We start from the raw sequence: 18,535 nt of genomic DNA, 5'->3' as shown, positions 1-18,535 counted from the left end.
TGAAACCAATGGCATTCCAGATCCGGGCCTGTCGCGCCACCCGATTTCGCGACGTGGCTATCCGCTGTGCCGGAAGAAATCGATGAAGGCGCGCAGTGCCGGCCGCATCTGCCGGCGGCTCGGATAGTAGAGATAGGGACCGGCATAGGGTGCGCACCAATCCGCCATGACGCGCTCCAGCTTGCCTTCGGCAATCGCGGTCTCGACCCGTGAGAGGAAGAGATAGGCAAGGCCGGCGCCGCCCATTGTCGCCTTGATGATCGGCCGGTCTTCGCCAAGGATCAGCGGTCCCTCGACCGACACCGTCAGTTCCTCGCCATCCTTCTCGAATTCCCAGCGATAGAGCGTGCCGTTGGAGAAGCGCCGACGGATGCAGCGATGCTGCGCGAGGTCGCGCGGATGCTGCGGCCGGCCGTAGCGTCGGAAGTATTCGGGCGACGCGACGACGGCGCTTTCGAGCTCCGGCCCGACCTTCACCGCGATCATGTCGGCCTCCAGGCTCTCGCCGAGCCTGATGCCGGCATCGAAACCTTCCTGGACGATATCGGTGAAGCCGTCCTCGTTGGCGATTTCGAGCACAATCTCGGGATAGCGGTCCAGGAAGGCGCCCAGGCGCGGCGCCAGGATCAGATCGGCAGCGAAACGCGGTGCAGTGATGCGCAGGTTGCCGGCGGGACGCTCGCGGGCATCCGACGCCGCTTCGAGCGCATGGGCGATCTCGTCGAGCGCCGGCGCCAGCCGTTCGAGCAGCCGGCGCCCCTCCTCCGTCGGCGCGACGCTTCGGGTGGTGCGGGCGAGCAGGCGAATGCCGAGGCTCGCCTCGAGGCTGCCGACGGCGTGGCTGACGGCCGAAGGTGCGACGCCCAGCTCGCGCGCGGCGCCGCGAAAACTGCCATGGGCGGCGACGGCGGCCAGTACCGCAAGTTGGGAAAGCTGAGTTCTGTTCATTGATCGAAATGATAGAACAGCCCGTGAGAATTGACAGCGATTTTCAGTCGCCGCGCCGAGGCCTATTCTTCAGGTGTTGCCAGGCTCGAACGACGCGAGGAGTGCGTTTGGCCATGACACAGAGGAACCCGTCGTGGCGCCATAGGAGGGCGTAACGGCGGTTTTCACCCACCCATTCATGCCTCGGACGATAGACGTGCGCTCCCAGCGCGCTACCTCCGACGCATGGCAGCCAGACAGGATCAGACATGAAAACCCGCAAACTCGGAAGTGACCTTACCGTCTCCACAATCGGCCTTGGATGCATGGGCATGAGTTTTGCCTATGGCGCCGCGGACGAAGCGGAATCGATCCGCACGCTACAGCGCGCCGTCGATCTCGGTATCACCTTCTTCGACACGGCCGAAGTCTACGGCCCGTTCGAGAACGAAAAGCTCGTCGGCAAGGCGCTCGGCCCGATGCGCGACAAGGTGGTCATCGCCACCAAGTTCGGCTTCCGCATCGAAACCGGCGTGCCGAGCGTCCAGGCGATCAGGGGCGTCGACGGCCGGCCGGAACAGGCAAAGGCGGTGGCGGAAGCCTCGCTCCAGCGGCTCGGCACCGATGTCATCGATCTCTACTACCAGCACCGCGTCGATCCTGAGGTGCCGATCGAGGACACCGTCGGCGCCATGGCCGAACTGGTGCGCGAGGGCAAGGTACGGGCGCTCGGGCTCTCGGAAGCGAGTGCGGCCACCATCCGCCGCGCCCATAGGGTTCACCCGATCGCCGCGGTGCAGAGCGAGTATTCGCTCTGGTCACGCGACCCGGAGGAAGACGTGCTTGCCACCTGCCGCGAACTCGGCATCGGCTTCGTGCCCTACAGCCCGCTTGGACGCGGCATGCTGACCGGCGCGATCCGCAAGACCGAGGATCTGGAAGCCGACGACTTCCGCCGCTCGCTGCCGCGGTTCCAGGCGGAGAACCTCGACGCCAACGTCCGGCAGGTCGAAACGCTGCAGGCGCTGGCCAAAGAAAAGGGTGTGACCGCCGCCCAACTGGCTCTTGCCTGGGTGATCAACCAGGGCGACTTCATCGTGCCGATCCCCGGCGCCCGCAAGCTCGACCATCTGGAACAGAACGCCGCCGCTGCGGACATCACGCTCACGGCCGAAGAATCGAGCCGGCTCGCCGAAGCCCTCTCCCCGGCCCTGGTCGCCGGCAAGCGCTACACAGATGCGTCGCTGGCGCTCACCAACCGCTGACACCTTCTCCTCGCGCCCACCGGCGCGAGGAGATCACCCATCGAAATTCCCGCCGGGTGCCCTACCTCTCGATCGACGGTCAAAAGGTCAGGAGGAGCGGGGATGTCCGACGAACAGGCGATCAGTGCAGTGGTGCACCTCTATGTCGACGGCATGGCATTTGCGAACGAGGGGGCGCTGCGCAAGGCGTTCCATCCGGATGCTGCGATCATCGGCAACTACCAGGGCGCACTCGAATGGATGACGCGTGACGGCTTCATCAAGGCGATCCTCGACACCGGTGCGGCACCGCCCGGAACACAGCCGGAAATGGACGTGCAGATGATCGACATTACCGGCGACGCCGCCACGGTGAAGGTCATCGACAGCTTCGCCGGAGAGCGCTTCTCCGATTACCTGTCGCTGGTGAAGATCGACGGCCGCTGGCTGATCGTCAACAAGATCTATCACCTGCACGCGCAATGACGGACGGCGGACCCGAGGCCACGTCGACCGGCCGGCTGCTTGCCATCGAGCATGTACAGCTTGCGATACCGGAGGGCGGCGAAGACTTGGCGCGCGGCTTTTACGGTGGGCTGCTCGGGCTGACGGAGATCGCCAAGCCGGCCAACCTGCTTGGCCGTGGTGGTTGCTGGTTCGAGCAGGGCAGCATCCGCCTGCATCTCGGCATCGACCGGGATTTCGTACCGGCGCGCAAGGCCCATCCGGCCTTCCTGGTCGACGGTCTCGAACGCCTGATCCTCAGGCTCGAAGCCGGCGGCGTGACGATCGCTGAGGCCGAACCGCTTGCCGGCTACCGCAGATGTTATGTCAACGACCCCTTCGGCAACCGCATCGAGCTGATGCAGCGCGCGCAATAGGGTTCAACAAAAAGGCCGCTGCGGTGCAGCGGCCTTTTTCGTTCAGTCGTATCGATCGGGTCAGGCGCGCAGAACGCCGCCGGTCGTCTTCGTCACATTGGCGACGATCTTGGCGGTGAGCGCCTCGAAATCCTCGTCGGTGAGCGTGCGCTCGACCGGCTGGATGGTCACCTCGATGGCGATCGACTTCTTGCCTTCGCCGAGCGAGGCGCCCTCGAAGACGTCGAAGACGCTGACGCCGGTGACCAGCTTGCGGTCGGCACCGGAAGCGGCGCGCAGGATGGCGCCGGCTTCCACCGTCTTGTCGACGACGAAGGCGAAGTCGCGCTTGACCGCCTGGAACGGCGAGAGGTCGAGCGCCGGCTTGGTGCGGGTCGCCTTCTTCTTCGGCTCGGGCATGGCATCGACATAGATCTCGAAGCCTGCGAGCGCGCCCGAGACGTCGAGCGCTTCGAGCGTCTTCGGGTGGAACTCGCCGAAAGTGCCGAGAACGATCTTCGGACCAAGCTTGATCGTGCCGGAGCGGCCCGGGTGGTACCAGGCGGGACCGCCCGGCTCAAACTGGACGTTGCCCATCGGCACGCCGCAGGCTTCGAGCACTGCGATGGCATCGGCCTTGGCATCGAAGACGTCGACCGGTTTGCCGCCGCCCTTGGCGGCGTTCGACCAGAGACGACCTGCTCCGTTCAACGAAGCGGTGCCGCGACGAATGCCGCCGGCAACGCGGCGCTGCGCGTCCGCCGTATCGCCTTCATAGGTACCGGACACCTCAAACAGCGCGACGTCGCCGAAACCCTTGTCGGCGTTGCGCTGAGCAGCGGTCAAGAGACCCGGCAACAGCGACGGGCGCATGTCGGACATGTCGGCGGCAATCGGGTTGGCGAGCTTCAGCGCCGGTGCGCCGCCGCCAAAGAGCTTGGCCTGTTCCTCGGAGATGAACGACCAGGTGACGGCTTCGAGCATGCCGCGGCTTGCGAGCGCACGCTTGGCAAGGCGCGTGCGGATCTGCAGCGTCGTGAGGATCTTGCCGTTGACGGTGCCATGGCTCGGCAGCGGGGCGGCGACAATGTTGTCGACGCCGTGAATGCGCATGACCTCTTCGACGAGATCGGCCTTGCCGTCGACATCGGGGCGCCAGGACGGAACCGAGACCTTGAAGCGATCGCCGGAACCTTCGACGCCGAAGCCGAGCTTCTTCAGGATCGAGACGCTCTCCTCGGAGGAGACTTCCAGGCCCGTCAGGCGCTTCACTTCGGAAACCGGGAAGTCGACGATCTTCGGGCTGTAGCCGGCATAACCGACCACTTCCGCCTTGGCCGCCGTGCCGCCGCAGAGTTCGAGCACCAGCTCGGTGGTGCGCTCGAGACCGGGCACCATGTATTCCGGATCGACGCCACGTTCGAAGCGGTAGCGCGCATCGGTGATGATGCCGAGCGTGCGGCCGGTCTTGGCGATGTTCATCGGGTCCCAGAGCGCCGATTCGATGAGCACGTCGGTGGTGTTCTCGTCGCAGCCGGAATGTTCGCCGCCCATGACGCCGCCGATCGACTCGATCGCCTTTTCGTCGGCGATAACCACGTTGTTGGGGCCGAGTTTGTATTCGCGCTGGTCGAGCGCAAGCACCGTCTCGCCGTCCTTGGCGCGGCGGACCGTCAGGTTGCCCTTGACCTTGGCGGCGTCGAAGACGTGCATCGGGCGACCCTGGTCGAAGGTCATGTAGTTGGTGATGTCGACCAGAGCGTTGATCGGGCGCAGGCCGATGGCGAGCAGACGCTGCTGCATCCACTTCGGCGACGGGCCGTTCTTGACGCCGCGCACCAGGCGCAGCGAGAAGCCCGGGCAGAGATGCTTGTCTTCGCCGAGGTCGAGCGTCAGCTTGGTGGGCGTGTCGCCTTCCACCTTGAAGGTCGGCGCGTTGCGCGCCTTCAAGGTGCCAAGGCCGGAAGCGGCGAGGTCACGGGCAATGCCGTAGACGCTGGTGCAGTCCGGCCGGTTCGGCGTCAGGTTGATCTCGATCATCGGATCGTCGAGGCCGGCGTAGGTCGCATAGCTCGTGCCGACGGGCGCATCGGCGGGAAGGTCGATGATGCCGTTGTGATCCTCGGAGATCTGCAGTTCCTTTTCCGAGCACATCATGCCGCGGCTTTCGACGCCACGGATGGTGCCGACGGCGAGCGTCACGTCGATGCCGGGCACGTAGGTGCCGGGGGCTGCAAAAGCGCCGACGAGGCCGGCACGCGCATTCGGTGCGCCGCAGACGACCTGGATCGGAGCGCCGGCGCCGGTGTCGACCATCAGCACGCGCAGCTTGTCGGCGTTCGGATGCTGCTCGGCCGAAACGACCTTGGCGATGACGAAGGGCTTGAAGGCGGCCTTGTCGTCGACGTCTTCCACTTCGAGCCCGATCATCGTCAGGCGCGCGCAGATCTCTTCCAGCGAAGCGTCGGTTTCAAGGTGGTCCTTGAGCCAGGAAAGCGTGAATTTCATGATTTCACCTGTGTCCTAAATATCTGCGCGCGATCAGGCCGAGAGACCGCCGAACAGCGTCGGCATGTCCAGCGGGCGGAAGCCATAGTGGGTCATCCAGCGGACGTCGGCGTTGAAGAAGTCACGCAGGTCCGGCATGCCGTATTTCAGCATCGCGATGCGATCGAGGCCCATGCCCCAGGCGAAACCCTGGTACTCGTCCGGGTCGAGCCCGCCGGAGCGCAGCACGTTCGGGTGCACCATGCCGCAGCCGAGGATCTCCATCCAGTCGGTGCCTTCGCCGAACTTGACGATCGGGCCGGAGCGGTCGCACTGGATATCGACCTCGAAAGACGGCTCGGTGAAGGGGAAGAACGACGGGCGGAAGCGCATCGTCACCTGGTCGACCTCGAAGAAGGCCTTGCAGAATTCTTCCAGCACCCAGCGCATGTTGGCGACATTCGCCGCCTTGTCGATCACCAGGCCTTCGACCTGATGGAACATCGGCGAATGGGTCGCGTCGGAATCCTGCCGGTAGGTCTTGCCGGGAATGATGATGCGGATCGGCGGCTTCTGCGCTTCCATGGTGCGGATCTGCACCGGCGAGGTGTGCGTGCGCAGCACCTTGCGCTCACCGTTTTCATCCGGATTGAAGAAGAAGGTGTCGTGCATCTCGCGAGCCGGATGGCCCTCGGGGAAATTCAGCGCCGTGAAGTTGTAGTAGTCGGTTTCGATGTCCGGCCCTTCGGCGATCGAGAAGCCCATGTCGCCGAAGATCGCGGTGATCTCGTCGACGATCTGGCTGATCGGGTGAATGCGGCCACGCTCGGCCGGCGACGAGCGCACCGGCAGGCTGATGTCGACGGTCTCGCGCGCCAGGCGCTCGGCGATCGCCTGGTCCTTGAGCGCCGACTTGCGAGCGGCGATCGCTTCGGCGACCGTGTTCTTCAGCGCGTTGATCTGCGCGCCGCGGGTCTGGCGCTCCTCGGGCGTCATGGTGCCGAGCGTCTTCAGCAGCTCGGAGATCGAGCCCTTCTTGCCGAGTGCGTTGACGCGCACCGCCTCGATCGATCCTTCGTCGCCGGCGGCGTCGATGTCCGCCAGGAGTGTCCGTTCCAGTGTTTCCAGTTCGCTCATTCTGTCCTGCCTCGATGCGGGAATGGGTTCGGTTCTATATCGGTTCTTGTCTTCAAGAATGTGATTGCGTCGCACCCGCCAGATAGTCCGTCGCAGCGATGAAACGGATGATATCGTTGCCCTTGCGGAAGCGCAGGAGGAAGCGCGCCAGCGGCAGCAAGCGGATGAAGAGCGGCATGATTTCGGTGAGCGCCCTGCTGGCTTCCGCCGGAGCGGCGGACTTCCAGGCGGCAAAGGCCACTGCCGGGGTCTCCGGCAGAAGGGCCCGGCTCGCTACCTGCAAAAACAGGAGCCAGAGGTCGCGCGCCTGGGCGGTCGCCAGCGGCATGACGCTCGCAGGCACCTCCTCGAAATCGAGGAAGCCGAATTCGCCGTTGTCGATGATGAAATCGCGCGGATGCGGGCGTCCGTGGCAAAGGCCGGCGCGGTGCAGGCGCCCGAGTTCCGCAGCACAGCGCACCAGCAGCTGATCGTGGGCGTCGGCGTCACTGTCGCGCAGCGGCCCCATATGCTTGCTGACCGGCAGGCCGAGATGGGAGAGAACCAGCACCTTCGGTCCGCGATAGATGACCTCAGGCGTCATGAAACCGGCCTCGGAGAAGGTCGCGATCTGGCGAACTTCGCGCTCGATCATGCCCTCGATGTCGAGAAGCGGGGAAGGCAGCAGCACGGGAAGGCCACAGATCCGGGCGATGAAGGCTTGCGTGCGCAGCCAAAGACGGGGGCCCTGGCGGCAGTAGCGCTTGATCCAGACCATACGATCCTTGAGCTCGCAGCGCTCAACGCGCTCCCGGCCGGCTGCAAGCGCTGCCAGCAGAGACGTCATATCGTCGTCATCAAGCTCCGGGACCGCGCATGGTCCCCTTCGATCGTGGTACACTTTCGTCCCGTAAAACAAGAAAAACCCGCGCCAGCCCTGCCAGCGCGGGTTTCCCAACTAATTTCAAAAACGATTTTGGGAAAACGCTGGCTTAACGAACAGCGCTTTCAAACTCGTTTTCCGTACCTGCTTCCTTGAGGTAGGCGAGCGCCTTCTTGGAAGCTTCGACGAGGGCGCCGAATGCTGCCGGCTCATGGATAGCCATGTCGGACAGAACCTTGCGGTCGACTTCGATGCCAGCCTTGTTCAGGCCGTCGATGAAGCGGCCGTAGGTCAGGCCGAATTCGCGGACGGCAGCGTTGATACGCTGGATCCAGAGAGCGCGGAAGTTGCGCTTGTTAACCTTGCGGTCGCGGTAAGCGTACTGCTTCGAACGGTCAACCGCTGCCTTGGCGGCGCGGATGGTGTTCTTGCGACGGCCGTAGAAGCCCTTGGCTGCCTTCAGCGTCTTCTTGTGCTTGGCGTGGGCGGTTACGCCGCGTTTTACACGTGCCATGTCATGATCTCCTTAACGTGTCCAATATGCCTGAAAGTCTTAGAGACCGTTCGGCAGGTAGTTCTTGACGACCTTCTTGCCATCGGGCTCAGCGAGGATCATCGTTCCACGCGCGTCGCGGATGAACTTATTGGTACGCTTGATCATGCCGTGGCGCTTGCCAGCAGCTGCAGCACGAACCTTGCCGGTGGCGGTGATCTTGAACCGCTTCTTGGCAGACGATTTCGTCTTCATCTTGGGCATTTTGCTACTCCATTGTTCTTAAGAATCGAAACGGACAGACGAGGTCCATTTCCAGCGTTAAGAACGGCCACGGCATGCCCTGCCGGACCGTTCGGACGGGGGCTTATAACCGCACATCCCGAAAAGCGCAACTGGGGAATCGAAAGAGCGGGCTGCAAGCGGCGATCCAGTGCCTTCGCCGCCTGCGCATGCCGCCTTTTTTTGCGGCGACGCATTGCACCTCAGGTCGGATCGCGCGGGCGCCGGCTGCCGCCGCCGACGTCGAAGATCAGCGCGACCTCAAGACCACCCAACGCCGATTGCCCGAGCGACATGGCCGCGCCATAGGCCTCCGCTATATCGGCGCTGATCGCCAGTCCGAGGCCATTGCCGGAAGCGTGGCCCGGCGCGGAATTGGCACTGTGGCTCCCGCGGTGCATTGCCTGCGCGCGATCGCCCTCCGCAATGCCCGGCCCATCGTCACCGACGGCGATCCGAACGCGCCCGTCGATCATCCCCGCCGAAAGCCGGATACGCGCCCGCGCCCATTTGGCAGCATTGTCGAGCAGGTTGCCGAGACATTCGGCAAGGTCGGCCGGATCGACGTCGATCGAAATCGACGGATCGATGTCGACCTCCCAGGCAACGTCGCGCTCGGCGGTCACGGGACGCAGGACGCTGACCAGCTTGTTGCCGAGGTCGGCGATCGAGGTCGTTGCCATGCGCTCGACGCCCATGCGGGCCGCCTGAAGCTGGCGGTCGGCGCGCTGGCGCACGAGGTCGACCTGCTCGAGGGCGATGTCGCGCTGTTGTTTCGGCAGGCCTTCGGCAAGTTGTGCCAACACCGTCAGCGGCGTCTTCAGCCCGTGGGCAAGATCGCTGGCGCGCGCCCGGGCCTGCGCCAACGCCGTCGCGCGCTCCGCAAGCAGAAGATTGATTTCGCTGACGAGCGGCTGCACTTCGCTCGGGCCGGCCAGACCAAAGTCCTTCTCCTCGCCGGAGCGGACGCGAGCGGCCCGCTCCCGCAGCCGCGCCAGCGGCAGAAGGCCGAGCGCACCCTGTAGAAATGCGGCGCCGGCAAGCACGGCCGCCGTCGCCAGCAGCATCAGCCGGATGCGGCCGTGAAAGGCGGACAAGGCGTCATCGAGTTCGCCGCGCGCAAAACCGGCGGCGACGGCGAACCGCTTGGCATCCGCGCCCTCGCCGAGCGTCAGGGCCTGGCGGTAGACGAGGATCGGCGCACCGTCGGGCCCCTCCGCCTCAAGAAAACCCAAGTGGTGCGGCGCCGACGGGCGATCGGCATCGATCACCGTGTCCCAGAGAGAGCGTGAACGCAGCGGCGTGCCGCCGTCTCGGTCGAGCTGCCAGTAGCGGCCGCCGGCCGGCAGGCTCAGGCGTGGATCGGCCGGCTCGCGCGGCAGCACCAATTCACCGTTGCGCACCCGCACCTGGGCGGCAACGGTATCGACGAGCGTTGCCATTTCGGCGCGGTAGCGTCCGGCAACATAATCGGTGAAAAGCCGGCTTAAAGACAGCCAGACCACCAGCAGAACCAGGCAGATGGCGACCGATGCGCCGATTGCCAGCCTCAGCCGCAACGAGCGGATCATGCACCAACGTCCGGCAGCACATAGCCAAACCCGCGCCGCGTTTCGATCGCGCCGCTCTCTGTCTTCTTGCGCAGGCGGGCAATCATCGCTTCCACCGCATTCTTGGCGGCATCGTCGTCGCGGCCCTGCACGTGGCTTGCCAGCTCGAGCGGCGTGACAACCTGGCCCTTGCGCTCCACGAACAGGGCGAGCATGCGGTATTCGAGCGGGCTGAGGTCGAGCGGCTGCCCGTCGAAGGTCACTCGGCGCCCAGCTTCGTCGAGGGTGAAGCGCCCGGCAGCACGCACCGATGTCACACGCGGACCGGCGCGCCGCAGGAGCGCGCGCAGCCGCGCCAGGAGTTCCTCGGCGCGGAAGGGTTTCGGCAGGTAATCGTCCGCCCCGGCATCGAAACCGTCGACGCGCTCCATCCAGGAGCCGCGCGCCGTCAGCACCAGAACCGGCGTCTCCAGCCCCGCCTGCCGCCAGCGCTTCAGGATCGACAGCCCGTCCATACCCGGCAGGCCGAGATCGAGGATGACCAGGGCGTAGTTGCCGCTCTCTCCTTGCTCCCAGACATCCGGGCCATGGGAAAGCGTATCGACGCCATAACCTTCGGCCTCCAGCCGGCTTGCCACATGAGCTGCAATATTGGGATCGTCCTCCGCCAGAAGAATCCGCATGACGCTCCTCTAGAACCCGAAAATGTTCACGAACTTGCCGGTTCGAGCATTGATGCGCAGGTTGCGGATCGTGCCCTGCCGGTCGCGGGTGCGGAGCCGGTAGATCTCGCTGCCGCCGGATCGCTTGAGATCGACCGCGATGACCCGGCCGTATCTGTCTTCGTCGACCAGCCGAAGAACCTCCTTCAGCGGCAGGATGTCGCCCTTTTCGACGCCGTCGCGCGCCCGCTCCTGATCGCTCCGCCGCGCACCGCCGGCGCCATCCGCCCCGAGGTCTTCGTCGTCATCATCGTCTTCGTCGTCGTCATCATCATCGCCATCATCGTCGTTGCCGTGACCGCCGCCGCCATGCGAGCCGCCGTCATCGTCGTCGTCGTCATCCTTGGCCAGGGCCGCGATGCCGCCAGGCTGCGGCGCGAGCGAAAGCAGGAGCGAGCAGCAGAAGAGCGCGATCAGGTCTCGTCGTGTCATCGCCATGGCTTCATCCTGTCGCAACTGCTCCTCAGCTTCAGGTCCTTCCACATGCGTTGCGGATGCGCCCGCCAGGTGGTTTCTCTACCGCGACGCCGCGGACATCGTTCGGGGCGAGCCTATGCCAGCCTTGGCGAGAACGCCAGCGACGCGCATGCCCCCAATGCCGTCTCGGGCACAGGGGGCATACGCTTGCCGGGTCGGACCGCCGGGCGGGCTGGTGACGGCCGACCATTGCTCCGGCGCATGGTGTGGGGCTAATGCGCCGGGCAAATCGTGACCGGATCAGAATGCCGGACGGATGGAGACGCTGCCGATCGGTCCCGGATTGCGGCGGATATCGCTGTCGTGCGGCTCGACCGTCACGACGCGAACGCCGCGTTCGTATTCCACCTCGACCTCGAGCACCCGGCCGAGATTGTCGACGGCAACCAGCGAGCCATTGCGCAGGCCGCGGAGATTTTCATCGGTCACCCGTAGCTCAATCTCATGATCATCCCGGGCATCGTCGAAGTCGTCGTCAATGTCGTCAAAGCGGTCGTCATCATCGTCATCGTCACGATGACCGGGACCGCGATCATCGTCATCGTCGTCGTCGCGATCATGGCCCCGATCGTCGTCGCGGTCGTCATCGCCACCACCGTGGTCGTCGTTGTCGTTGTCGTCATCGTCGGCGAACGCCATGGTCGAGAAAGGATGCGACGGACCGGTGGCAACGAGCGAGGCGCCGATCGGCGCCGATACGAGGCCGCAGATACCGACCGTAGAAACGAGCAAGGCCTTTCGCAGCACTGAATTCATGATCTCGGCTCCTTCTCCCGATTTGATGCGGAGAGAATGGCACGGGATGCCTGACAGCACGCTGAGGGCGACTGTCAGCATTCTGTCAGCAAAGCCGGAAGGATCGCGCAACGAAAAAAGCCGCCCGGAGGCGGCTTTCGTCATTTCGACGGATGGGCGGCAGCGCTTAGCGCGGCGCGAGAACCATCATCATCTGACGGCCTTCGAGCTTCGGCTCGGCTTCCACCTTGGCGATCGCCTGGGTGTCGTCCTTGACCTGCAGCAGAAGCTTCATGCCCAGTTCCTGGTGCGCCATTTCGCGGCCGCGGAACTTCAGCGTGACCTTGACCTTGTCGCCGTCCTCGAAGAACCGGTTCATTGCCTTCATCTTCACGTCATAGTCATGCGTGTCGATGTTCGGGCGCATCTTGATTTCTTTGATTTCGACGATCTTCTGCTTCTTGCGCGCTTCAGCCGCCTTCTTCTGGTTGGCGTATTTCAGCTTGCCCAGATCCAGGATCTTGCACACCGGCGGTTCGGAGTTCGGTGCGATTTCTACCAGATCAAGACCGGCTTCCTCCGCCATGCGGAGCGCCTGATCGATCGGAACGGCGCCGATGTTCTGGCCTTCGGCGTCGATAAGCTGAACCCGGGGCACCCGGATTTCCTTGTTTGAGCGCGGCCCCTCCTTGACGGGGGCGTCCGCTTTGAACGGTCTGCGAATGGTCGTACTCTCCTCGAGCTATTTCGAAAAATGTTGTTTAATTCGTTCGCCGGCGCGATCCCAAACGAAGCGCCTGAATCTGTCACCGACGGCTATGTGTGAATTGCGACGGGAGAGTCAATAGCACGGCTTGCAAGGAAAATCACCACCTGTCGATAGCAAGACGAATCTGTTTTAGAAGGAAAATCGCCAACGAAACCGGCCTTTGGAGAGAATTTGCATGCAGAACACGCCAGCCGAGACGGAAAACAGCTTCATCGAGGTCGGCGCAGCGGAGGCCGGACGCAGGATCGCAATGCGCGTGCGGCATGCCGACAAGCCGACGGACGGGCAGCCGACGCTGGTCTGGCTCGGCGGCTACCGTTCGGACATGACCGGCACCAAGGCGGTCGAGGTCGAGCGCTATGCGATGGAGCGAGGCGCTGACTGCGTGCGCTTCGATTATTCCGGCCATGGCGCCTCCGGCGGTGCCTTCGCCGACGGCACGATCTCGCGGTGGCTCGAAGAAAGCCTCGCCGTCATCGACCAGGCCGCACCCGGACGCGTGGTGCTGATCGGCTCGTCGATGGGCTGCTGGATTGCCTTGCGGGTCATCCAGGAACTCCGGCGTCGGGGCGACGGAAACCGGGTCGCCGGCCTCGTGCTGATCGCGCCGGCACCCGACTTTACCGCCGAACTGATCGAGCCCAACCTGACGGATGCGGAGCGGGCCTCGCTCTCCGAACGCGGCTATTTCGAAGAGCCTTCCGAATATAGCCCCGAACCGAACATCTTTACCCGCGCGCTGATCGAGGACGGGCGAAAAAACCGGGTGCTCGACGGCACGATCTCGACCGGCTGCCCGGTGCACATCCTGCAGGGCATGCGCGACCCCGACGTGCCCTATACCCACGCCTTGCGGCTGATGGAGCACCTGCCCGCCGACGACGTCGTGATGACGCTCATTCGCGATGGCGATCATCGCCTCTCGCGCGAAGAAGACATTGCTAAAATGAAACAGGCGATCGGCACGATGCTCGCCTGAGCCGTCGCCGGAATATCCCTTCCTTTCGACCAGAACCCAGGGACAAAACCGCTCCTGCGCCGCAGATCCCCTGCGGCGCAACGGTTCGCGTGCGTCCAGTTCCGGTTTTAACCATAAACTCCGATGCCCCGATTCCGGAGATTGACTCTGCAGTCCCGACGCTATTAACTCTTTATTAACGATTAGAGCAGCGCCGGGGACGAACCTAAACAAGCTGCCTTCAACTCAGGATTGCGCGAATGCGTCCGGACAAAGAGCGTCCGGCATACCGCGCCGCAGGGGACTTGTATGGCGTCTTGGACTGGAGTTAAGGGAAGTATCGCGGCGTTCTGCGCACTTTTCATTTCAGCAAACACGGCAATCCCCGCACAGGCGGGATCGTCTCCCTGGATGCAGACTGGCTCGGCGACCTCGCAGCCGATCGGCCACTACGAATTCTGTCAGAAGTACAAGAGCGAGTGCAACGTACGCTCCAAGGGAACCGTCGCTGCACGCGTGACCGAACGGGGCTGGGCAACGATCCGGCAGGTGAACGCGACCGTCAACCGCGAGATCACGCCGATGACCGACCTGGAACTGCACGGCCGGGACGAAGTCTGGTCCTATCCGGACGGCGCTGGCGACTGCGAAGACTTCGTACTCGAAAAGCGCAAGCGCCTGATGAGCAAGGGCTTCTCGGCAAGCGACCTGTTGATCACCGTGGTGCGCAAGCCCGACGGCGAAGGCCATGCGGTACTGACCGTGCGCACCGCGCAGGGCGACTTCATCCTCGACAACCTCGAAAACGGCGTCAAGCTCTGGACCCATACGCCCTACCGCTACCTGAAGCGCCAGGCGTCGAACCACAGCGGCCGCTGGGTCACGATCCAGAACGGCGCGGAAGTCCTCGTCGGCTCGGTCGGCAACTGACTTCAAGGCAACACGAAGAGTTTTTAAAAAAGGGCCGGTCGAACCGGCCCTTTTTCGTATCTGCCCCGCGCCGTCAGGCGTTGCCGATCAGGATGCCGGCCGCCAGCACCAGACCGCCGCCGAGCACCACCTGGAAGGCGGCTCTGAGGAACGGCGTTTCCATGTAGCGGTTCTGGATGAAGGCGATCGCCCAAAGCTCGACGAAGACGATCACGGCCGCCGTCGCGGTCGCCGTCCAGAAATGCGGGATCAGGTAGGGCAGCGCATGGCCGAGACCGCCAAGCGCGGTCATGATGCCCGACGCCAGGCCGCGCTTGATCGGCGAGCCGCGACCGGAAAGCTTGCCGTCATCATGGGCGGCTTCGGTGAAGCCCATGGAAATACCGGCACCGACGGAGGCCGAGAGACCGACGAGGAAGGTCTGCCAGGTGTCCTGGGTCGCGAAGGCCGCGGCGAAGATCGGGGCCAGCGTCGACACCGAACCGTCCATCAGGCCGGCGAGACCGGGCTGAACGTAAGTGAGGATGAACTGGCGGCGCGCGGTCTGGTCCTCCTCGGCGCGCACGTCCTCGGGCGTATGCTGCTCGCCGAGCCGACGGGCGAGCGATTCATGCGATTTTTCGGCGATCGCGAGATCGCCGAGCAGTTTGCGGGTGGCGGCATCCTGGGTTCTGGTCGCGGCCTCGACATAGAAGCGGTGCGCCGCCTCCTCCATCGCTTCGGCTTCCTCGCGCGCCTTTTCGATCGGCATTTCGGCAATCAGCCAGTCGGGCTTGCGCTCGGGGAAGTCGCGCACATGCTCGCGCCGGATGAGCGGGATACGGTTGCCGAAACGCTGGACGTGCAGATCGATCAACCATTGCCTGTGGTGGCTTTCCTCCTCCGCCATCTCCTCGAACACTTTTGCCGAGTGGGGGTATTGCGCCCGAAGCGCATCGGCATAGGCGAGATAAATGCGCCCGTCGTCCTCTTCGGAGGAGATCGCGAGCGCCAGGATTTCCTGTTCGCTCAGGGACAAAAACGGGCGCTTGGAACGGGAGAAGAGACGGGAAAACATCGGGAGGAAACCTTCTTTAGAATAATTCTAAAATAGAAATCTGAGATGCCACCGTCAAGGCCAAAGCCATGCAATCATGCGACAATCTCTCGACAGAGTGTCGCGGCTCGGCCACGATGCCGGCCAGCCGCGAATCTCATTCCCTTCTCCGGAGCGATCGCCTCGATGAGGACCATCTATCCGCTTTCCGAAAGCAAAGACACAGTGTTGGATCGTCTCGGCGCCAGGCTCGCCGCGCGCCTGCAGGCGCAGACATCCGGCTACGAACCCTACACGCCATCCGATCAGGAAACGCTGGCGCGCACGCTGCGCCCGGGCGACATTCTCTTGATCGAGGGCAACCAGAAGGTTTCGGCGGCGATCAAGTACCTGACGCAATCGACCTGGTCGCATGCCGCCTTCTTTGCCGGCGACCAGATGCCGCTGACGCTCGATCAGGCGACATTGCCGGTCATCGAGCGGCCGCAGCTGATCGAGGTCAACATCGGCGAGGGCTGCGTCGCCGTGCCGTTGAAGAAATACGCCTCGTTCAACACCCGCATCTGCCGGCCGATCGCGCTGACGCCGGATGATCGCACGGCACTCGTCGGCTTCATGATCTCGAGGCTCGGGTTGAAATACGACCTGAAGAACATTCTGGACATGCTGCGCTACTTCCTGCCGACACCGCCGGTTCCGGTGCGCTGGCGGCGACGGTTGCTGGCCTTCGGTTCCGGCGATCCGACGCGGGCGATCTGCTCGACGCTGATTGCGGCCGCCTTCGAGCAGATCCGCTATCCGATCCTGCCCGAGGTTACCCGCGCGCCCGGACGGGCGGCCGCAACCTCGACCTATTCACGCGAAGAGATCCTGCACATCCGCCACCATTCGCTCTACACGCCCAGGGATTTCGACCTCTCGCCGTACTTTGCGATCGTCAAGCCGACGCTGGAGTTCGGCTTCGACTACAAGCGATTGCGCTGGCACGGTGACGGAGAACACCCGTTCAAAGGTTGAGAGCGAGCGCCTGTTCGCGGGCCATGAAATCGCGCTGGCGGTCGGTGATGTAGTCGCGAACGATCGGCGCGGCATCACGCGAGCGCGACAGCTGCATGTGGAAGACGAGCTGGCTGCCGGTGCGGAACATCATCTCGGCACTGATCAGATAGAACTCCCACATACGGGCAAAGCGCTCGTCGTAGAGGGCGATCACCTTGTCGCGGTTCGCGTCGAAGCGCGCGCCCCAATGGGCTAGCGTCGTTGCATAGTGCACCCGCAGGAATTCGAGATCGCTGACCCAGAGGCTGTTGCGCTCGACGACCTCGAAGACCTCCGACAGTGCCGGCGAATAGGCGCCCGGGAAGATGTACTTGCGAAGCCAGGAGCTTGCCATGCCGGGCGGGCTCATGTGGCCGATCGAATGCAGCACCGCCAGGCCGTCGTCCGGCATCAGCGCGTTCAGCTTCTTGAAGAACTCGTCATAGTGATGGACGCCGACATGTTCGAACATGCCGACCGAGACGATGCGGTCGAACGGCCCCTCAACATCGCGATAGTCTTTGAGCTCGAAGCGCACCCGATCCGAAAGGCCAGCCTTACGCGCCCTTTCGGTGGCAAGCGCCTGCTGCTCCTTGGAAAGCGTGACGCCGAGCACCTGAACATCGGCGAGCTGCGCGAGATACATCGCAAGGTCGCCCCAGCCGCAGCCGATATCGAGCACCTTCATGCCGGGCTCCAGGCAAAGCTTGGAGGCAAGCAACCTCAGCTTGTTGCGCTGCGCCGTCTCGAGCGTCTCGTTCGGCTCGCGGAAATAGGCGCAGGAGTAGAGCATGTTCTCGTCGAGGAACAGCTTGTAGAACTCGTTGCCGAGATCGTAGTGATGCGCGACGTTCTGCTGTGCCTTGCCCTTGGGGTTGGCCTGCTGGCGCTTGCGGAAGCGCATCTTTACCGCGCGCAGCAACTTCTGGATCGGGTAGGAGCCGAGCGACAGGCGGTTGATCGAAAACAGCGTCAGGAAATCCCGGAGGGTGGAGCCCTCCTCGAAGCGCATGGTGCCATCCATATAGGCTTCGCCGGCGGCCAGTTCCGCATTGAAGACGAGGCTGCGATAGAGCTTCTTGTCGGTGAGACGCATCGTCACTTCCGGCCCGGGCGTCCCGGAATAAACGTGCCTCTTGCCATCGGCATCGATCACCGTCAGGCGACCCTTGCGAATGAACGACTTCATCATATGCGACAATGGGAACATGCAGGCCCTCTCGTGACACGTCGTATCGGCGCCGCATCCTAGCACCCGTTTTTCGAAATGCGCCCCTTAAATTTCTGGTTGCTCACGCAGCCTGCCGGAAACGAAAACGGGGACGGCAACCTTCGCTGCCGTCCCCGTCCAAATTGACCTGGTCGATGCCTCAGTCCTTGGCGCGCTCGACGTAGGAACCGTCTTCCGTCGCGATGACGACGCGGGTGCCGGCCTGGATGTGCGGCGGAACGAGCGTGCGAACGCCGTTCGACAGAACCGCCGGCTTGTAGGACGACGAAGCCGTCTGGCCCTTGACGACCGGCTCGGTCTCGGTGATTTCGAGCGTCACGTGGCGCGGCAGGTCGATGGCGATCGCCAGGCCTTCGTGGATCGAAAGAATGACGGCCATGCCTTCCTGCAGGTAGGCCTTGAGGTCGCCGATATCGTCCGTGCTCATGACCAGCTGGTCATAGCTTTCCGGGTTCATGAAGTGGAAGCCTTCGGCGTCTTCATAAAGGAAGGTGTGCTCGCGGTCTTCGACGAAGGCGCGCTCGACCTGTTCGGTCGTGCGGTAGCGTTCGGAGACCTTCACGCCGTCGGAAATGCGGCGCATGTCGACCTGGGTGACCGGCGTGCCCTTGCCCGGGTGGAAGTTCTGGGCGGTAAGCACGACATAGAGCTTGCCGTCGACGTCGAGTACGTTGCCCTTACGGACAGATGAAGCGATGACCTTGACCATTAGTCTTCCTTGTAACAGAGGTATGCGCGACACCGTGGGCCGGAAACACTGGCCCTGAAGGACGCGAAAATAAGGATTTCGCGCCGCC

21 protein-coding genes are annotated in these 18,535 nt (G+C 63.7%); 7 read left to right on the top strand and 14 right to left on the bottom strand.

Going from position 1 to position 18,535, the window contains the following annotated elements; translation table 11 throughout:
* Window positions 1-57 precede the first annotated feature (57 nt).
* Window positions 58-948 (bottom strand): LysR family transcriptional regulator, encoded by an 891-nt coding sequence (locus M2267_RS01060; RefSeq protein ID WP_429111973.1) that lies wholly within the window; start codon window positions 946-948, stop codon window positions 58-60.
* Between the two features lie 248 nt (window positions 949-1,196).
* On the opposite strand from M2267_RS01060, the gene M2267_RS01055 reads away from it, so the two are divergent.
* The 3 genes from M2267_RS01055 to M2267_RS01045 all read left to right on the top strand — a co-directional run bounded on the left by M2267_RS01055 (window position 1,197) and on the right by M2267_RS01045 (window position 3,052).
* Entirely contained in the window at window positions 1,197-2,192 is a 996-nt protein-coding gene (locus M2267_RS01055; protein ID WP_429111972.1) for an aldo/keto reductase, read from the top strand.
* 102 nt (window positions 2,193-2,294) lie between these two features.
* Window positions 2,295-2,657 (top strand): nuclear transport factor 2 family protein, encoded by a 363-nt coding sequence (locus tag M2267_RS01050; protein ID WP_034804642.1) that lies wholly within the window; start codon window positions 2,295-2,297, stop codon window positions 2,655-2,657.
* Window positions 2,654-3,052: a VOC family protein gene (locus tag M2267_RS01045; protein WP_429111971.1), complete on the top strand. Its 399-nt coding sequence runs from the start codon at window positions 2,654-2,656 to the stop codon at window positions 3,050-3,052. Before M2267_RS01050 ends, M2267_RS01045 begins: the two co-directional genes overlap by 4 nt.
* A gap of 60 nt (window positions 3,053-3,112) precedes the next feature.
* Here M2267_RS01045 and pheT read toward each other — a convergent pair whose 3' ends face one another.
* The 9 genes from pheT to M2267_RS01000 form a co-directional block, all read right to left on the bottom strand.
* Window positions 3,113-5,539, bottom strand: coding sequence for a phenylalanine--tRNA ligase subunit beta (gene pheT / locus M2267_RS01040; RefSeq protein WP_429111969.1), 2,427 nt, complete (start codon window positions 5,537-5,539; stop codon window positions 3,113-3,115).
* A gap of 33 nt (window positions 5,540-5,572) precedes the next feature.
* Window positions 5,573-6,655 (bottom strand): phenylalanine--tRNA ligase subunit alpha, encoded by a 1,083-nt coding sequence (pheS, locus tag M2267_RS01035; protein ID WP_043617089.1) that lies wholly within the window; start codon window positions 6,653-6,655, stop codon window positions 5,573-5,575.
* Window positions 6,656-6,707: 52 nt separating this feature from the next.
* The gene (locus M2267_RS01030) at window positions 6,708-7,481 is read right to left on the bottom strand and encodes a serine/threonine protein phosphatase (RefSeq protein WP_429111966.1); all 774 of its coding nucleotides are present in this window, start codon (window positions 7,479-7,481) and stop codon (window positions 6,708-6,710) included.
* A 145-nt stretch (window positions 7,482-7,626) separates the two neighbouring features.
* Window positions 7,627-8,031 carry a 50S ribosomal protein L20 gene (rplT, locus tag M2267_RS01025; protein ID WP_043617092.1) on the bottom strand — a complete coding sequence of 135 codons (405 nt, stop codon included), beginning with the start codon at window positions 8,029-8,031 and terminating at the stop codon, window positions 7,627-7,629.
* 39 nt (window positions 8,032-8,070) lie between these two features.
* Window positions 8,071-8,274: a 50S ribosomal protein L35 gene (rpmI, locus tag M2267_RS01020; protein WP_043617095.1), complete on the bottom strand. Its 204-nt coding sequence runs from the start codon at window positions 8,272-8,274 to the stop codon at window positions 8,071-8,073.
* Window positions 8,275-8,495: 221 nt separating this feature from the next.
* Window positions 8,496-9,863 (bottom strand): sensor histidine kinase, encoded by a 1,368-nt coding sequence (locus M2267_RS01015; protein ID WP_429111964.1) that lies wholly within the window; start codon window positions 9,861-9,863, stop codon window positions 8,496-8,498.
* Window positions 9,860-10,525, bottom strand: a complete 666-nt coding sequence (locus M2267_RS01010; RefSeq protein ID WP_043617101.1) for a response regulator transcription factor — start codon at window positions 10,523-10,525, stop codon at window positions 9,860-9,862. Before M2267_RS01010 ends, M2267_RS01015 begins: the two co-directional genes overlap by 4 nt.
* A gap of 9 nt (window positions 10,526-10,534) precedes the next feature.
* Window positions 10,535-11,002, bottom strand: coding sequence for a PepSY domain-containing protein (locus tag M2267_RS01005; protein WP_052201799.1), 468 nt, complete (start codon window positions 11,000-11,002; stop codon window positions 10,535-10,537).
* A 279-nt stretch (window positions 11,003-11,281) separates the two neighbouring features.
* The gene (locus M2267_RS01000; RefSeq protein WP_043617105.1) at window positions 11,282-11,470 is read right to left on the bottom strand and encodes a hypothetical protein; all 189 of its coding nucleotides are present in this window, start codon (window positions 11,468-11,470) and stop codon (window positions 11,282-11,284) included.
* Window positions 11,471-11,485: 15 nt separating this feature from the next.
* On the opposite strand from M2267_RS01000, the gene M2267_RS00995 reads away from it, so the two are divergent.
* The gene (locus M2267_RS00995) at window positions 11,486-11,791 is read left to right on the top strand and encodes a hypothetical protein (protein WP_429111962.1); all 306 of its coding nucleotides are present in this window, start codon (window positions 11,486-11,488) and stop codon (window positions 11,789-11,791) included.
* A gap of 172 nt (window positions 11,792-11,963) precedes the next feature.
* Here the strand turns inward: M2267_RS00995 and infC are convergent, their stop codons facing one another.
* The gene (infC, locus tag M2267_RS00990) at window positions 11,964-12,500 is read right to left on the bottom strand and encodes a translation initiation factor IF-3 (protein WP_043617110.1); all 537 of its coding nucleotides are present in this window, start codon (window positions 12,498-12,500) and stop codon (window positions 11,964-11,966) included.
* A 220-nt stretch (window positions 12,501-12,720) separates the two neighbouring features.
* Here infC and M2267_RS00985 point away from each other — a divergent pair, with 220 nt between their 5' ends.
* Window positions 12,721-13,524, top strand: coding sequence for an alpha/beta hydrolase (locus M2267_RS00985; RefSeq protein WP_429111961.1), 804 nt, complete (start codon window positions 12,721-12,723; stop codon window positions 13,522-13,524).
* A 288-nt stretch (window positions 13,525-13,812) separates the two neighbouring features.
* Entirely contained in the window at window positions 13,813-14,433 is a 621-nt protein-coding gene (locus M2267_RS00980) for a transglutaminase-like cysteine peptidase (RefSeq protein ID WP_043617116.1), read from the top strand.
* A 73-nt stretch (window positions 14,434-14,506) separates the two neighbouring features.
* On the opposite strand, the gene mbfA is transcribed toward M2267_RS00980, so the two are convergent.
* Window positions 14,507-15,490 (bottom strand): iron exporter MbfA, encoded by a 984-nt coding sequence (mbfA, locus tag M2267_RS00975; protein ID WP_402323603.1) that lies wholly within the window; start codon window positions 15,488-15,490, stop codon window positions 14,507-14,509.
* Window positions 15,491-15,655: 165 nt separating this feature from the next.
* Between mbfA and M2267_RS00970 the strand changes: the two genes are divergently transcribed.
* On the top strand, window positions 15,656-16,486 hold the full coding sequence (locus M2267_RS00970) for a lipo-like protein (protein WP_429111959.1): 831 nt from the start codon (window positions 15,656-15,658) through the stop codon (window positions 16,484-16,486).
* Here M2267_RS00970 and M2267_RS00965 read toward each other — a convergent pair.
* Together M2267_RS00965 and efp are read right to left on the bottom strand one after the other, a co-directional pair.
* Window positions 16,476-17,717 carry a class I SAM-dependent methyltransferase gene (locus M2267_RS00965; RefSeq protein ID WP_429111957.1) on the bottom strand — a complete coding sequence of 414 codons (1,242 nt, stop codon included), beginning with the start codon at window positions 17,715-17,717 and terminating at the stop codon, window positions 16,476-16,478. The genes M2267_RS00970 and M2267_RS00965 overlap by 11 nt on opposite strands.
* A gap of 160 nt (window positions 17,718-17,877) precedes the next feature.
* A complete protein-coding gene (efp, locus tag M2267_RS00960) occupies window positions 17,878-18,447 on the bottom strand; it encodes an elongation factor P (protein ID WP_043617128.1) in 570 nt (189 codons plus the stop codon).
* Window positions 18,448-18,535: the final 88 nt, after the last annotated feature.

Source organism: Ensifer sp. KUDG1 (assembly GCF_050434285.1).
Classification (GTDB): Bacteria; Pseudomonadota; Alphaproteobacteria; order Rhizobiales; family Rhizobiaceae; genus Ensifer.
The sequence above is the reverse complement of the archived record's forward strand: the minus strand, read 5'-3'. Positions and strand labels throughout refer to the sequence as shown.

What these genes read in the sequence shown, in the direction of transcription:
- M2267_RS01060 (WP_429111973.1), bottom strand. Translation starts at nt 948, where the DNA reads ATGAACAGAACTCAGCTTTCCCAACTTGCGGTACTGGCCGCCGTCGCC.
- M2267_RS01055 (WP_429111972.1), top strand. Translation starts at nt 1,197, where the DNA reads ATGAAAACCCGCAAACTCGGAAGTGACCTTACCGTCTCCACAATCGGC.
- M2267_RS01050 (WP_034804642.1), top strand. Translation starts at nt 2,295, where the DNA reads ATGTCCGACGAACAGGCGATCAGTGCAGTGGTGCACCTCTATGTCGAC.
- M2267_RS01045 (WP_429111971.1), top strand. Translation starts at nt 2,654, where the DNA reads ATGACGGACGGCGGACCCGAGGCCACGTCGACCGGCCGGCTGCTTGCC.
- pheT (WP_429111969.1), bottom strand. Translation starts at nt 5,539, where the DNA reads ATGAAATTCACGCTTTCCTGGCTCAAGGACCACCTTGAAACCGACGCT.
- pheS (WP_043617089.1), bottom strand. Translation starts at nt 6,655, where the DNA reads ATGAGCGAACTGGAAACACTGGAACGGACACTCCTGGCGGACATCGAC.
- M2267_RS01030 (WP_429111966.1), bottom strand. Translation starts at nt 7,481, where the DNA reads ATGACGTCTCTGCTGGCAGCGCTTGCAGCCGGCCGGGAGCGCGTTGAG.
- rplT (WP_043617092.1), bottom strand. Translation starts at nt 8,031, where the DNA reads ATGGCACGTGTAAAACGCGGCGTAACCGCCCACGCCAAGCACAAGAAG.
- rpmI (WP_043617095.1), bottom strand. Translation starts at nt 8,274, where the DNA reads ATGCCCAAGATGAAGACGAAATCGTCTGCCAAGAAGCGGTTCAAGATC.
- M2267_RS01015 (WP_429111964.1), bottom strand. Translation starts at nt 9,863, where the DNA reads ATGATCCGCTCGTTGCGGCTGAGGCTGGCAATCGGCGCATCGGTCGCC.
- M2267_RS01010 (WP_043617101.1), bottom strand. Translation starts at nt 10,525, where the DNA reads ATGCGGATTCTTCTGGCGGAGGACGATCCCAATATTGCAGCTCATGTG.
- M2267_RS01005 (WP_052201799.1), bottom strand. Translation starts at nt 11,002, where the DNA reads ATGGCGATGACACGACGAGACCTGATCGCGCTCTTCTGCTGCTCGCTC.
- M2267_RS00995 (WP_429111962.1), top strand. Translation starts at nt 11,486, where the DNA reads ATGATCATCCCGGGCATCGTCGAAGTCGTCGTCAATGTCGTCAAAGCG.
- M2267_RS00985 (WP_429111961.1), top strand. Translation starts at nt 12,721, where the DNA reads ATGCAGAACACGCCAGCCGAGACGGAAAACAGCTTCATCGAGGTCGGC.
- M2267_RS00980 (WP_043617116.1), top strand. Translation starts at nt 13,813, where the DNA reads ATGGCGTCTTGGACTGGAGTTAAGGGAAGTATCGCGGCGTTCTGCGCA.
- mbfA (WP_402323603.1), bottom strand. Translation starts at nt 15,490, where the DNA reads ATGTTTTCCCGTCTCTTCTCCCGTTCCAAGCGCCCGTTTTTGTCCCTG.
- M2267_RS00970 (WP_429111959.1), top strand. Translation starts at nt 15,656, where the DNA reads ATGAGGACCATCTATCCGCTTTCCGAAAGCAAAGACACAGTGTTGGAT.
- M2267_RS00965 (WP_429111957.1), bottom strand. Translation starts at nt 17,717, where the DNA reads ATGTTCCCATTGTCGCATATGATGAAGTCGTTCATTCGCAAGGGTCGC.
- efp (WP_043617128.1), bottom strand. Translation starts at nt 18,447, where the DNA reads ATGGTCAAGGTCATCGCTTCATCTGTCCGTAAGGGCAACGTACTCGAC.